This window comes from Massilimicrobiota sp. An134 (assembly GCF_002160815.1).
GTDB lineage: Bacteria > Bacillota_I > Bacilli_A > Erysipelotrichales > Coprobacillaceae > Allocoprobacillus > Allocoprobacillus merdigallinarum.
Genome location: NZ_NFLH01000073.1, coordinates 1 through 1606 on the forward strand (window position 1 = coordinate 1; position 1606 = coordinate 1606).

Genomic DNA, 1606 nt, shown 5'->3' on the forward strand with positions numbered 1-1606 from the left:
GCGAGGCAATACGCAGGGAACTGAAACATCTCAGTACCTGCAGGAGAAGAAAGTAAAAACGATTCCGTAAGTAGTGGCGAGCGAAAGCGGAGGAGCCCAAACCATCAGATGATGGGGTTATAGGGCTGCCGAGAAAGTCGATGCGACATGACAGGAGAAGCGCAGGGGAAGGCGCAGCGAAGAGGGTGAAACTCCCGTATCCGAAGTCGTGAAGCAGGGCGAGGCAGACCCTGAGTACGTCGGGGCACGAGGAATCCTGACGGAAGGATCGAGGACCATCTCGAAAGGCTAAATACTCCCTGGTGAGCGATAGTGAACCAGTACCGTGAGGGAAAGGTGAAAAGAACCCCGGGAGGGGAGTGAAATAGAACCTGAAACCATATGCTTACAAGAAGTCAGAGCCCGTTAAAGGGTGATGGCGTGCCTTTTGTAGAATGAGCCGGCGAGTTATGATATGGAGCGAGGTTAAGCAGGAGATGCGGAGCCGAAGCGAAAGCGAGTCTTAAGAGGGCGAAAGTTGCATGTCATAGACCCGAAACCGGGTGATCTAGCCATGATCAGGTTGAAGTCGGGGTAAGACCCGATGGAGGACCGAACCGACCCCCGTTGAAACGTTGGCGGATGAATTGTGGCTAGGGGTGAAATTCCAAACGAACCCGGAGATAGCTGGTTCTCCCCGAAATAGCTTTAGGGCTAGCGTCGCAGGAAGTGCCATGAAGGTAGAGCACTGAATATGTGATGGCCTCATCCCGAGGTACTGAGCATAATCAAACTCCGAATGTCATGGAGACGATGAGCGGCAGTCAGACCATGGGTGATAAGGTCCATGGTCAAGAGGGAAACAGCCCAGACCATCAGCTAAGGTCCCCAAATACATGCTAAGTGGAAAAGGATGTGGAGATGTACAGACAACCAGGAGGTTGGCTCAGAAGCAGCCATCCTTCAAAGAGTGCGTAACAGCTCACTGGTCGAATGACTCTGCGCCGAAAATTTACCGGGGCTAAGCATGATACCGAAGCTATGGATTTACGAAAGTAAGTGGTAGGGGAGCGTTCCAGACAGCGAGGAAGGATGATCGAAAGGACATCTGGAGCGTGTGGAAGAGAGAATGCCGGTGTGAGTAGCGGCACGTGGGTGAGAATCCCACGCACCGAAGACCCAAGGTTTCCAGAGGAAGGTTCGTCCGCTCTGGGTAAGTCGGGACCTAAGGCGAGGCCGAGAGGCGTAGCCGATGGACAACGGGTAGAGATTCCCGTACCTGGCTGTGGGTGAAGGAGTGACGGAGACGGCTAGGCCAACCAGCGGCTGGAAGAGCTGGAGCAAGCGAGGTAGGGGTCATCCAGGCAAATCCGGATGGCATAACCCGAAGGCGTGACGCGGATGGAACATTGCGATAAGTACAGAAGAGGCCAAAGCCGGCTTCCAAGAAAAGCTTCTAGCAAAACTGCAGACAGCCCGTACCGAAAATGGACACACATGGGTGAGGAGAGAATCCTAAGGTGAGCGAGAGAACTATAGCTAAGGAACTCTGCAAAATGACTCCGTAACTTAGGGAGAAGGAGTGCTCAGTGGAAGCTGAGCCGCAGTGAAACGGCCCAAGCGACTG

Annotated in this window: 1 rRNA gene; it reads left to right on the forward strand. The window is 53.7% G+C overall.

The features are described from left to right. Window positions 1-1606: ribosomal RNA gene (locus B5E79_RS13215) — 23S ribosomal RNA — on the forward strand; the annotation flags it as partial.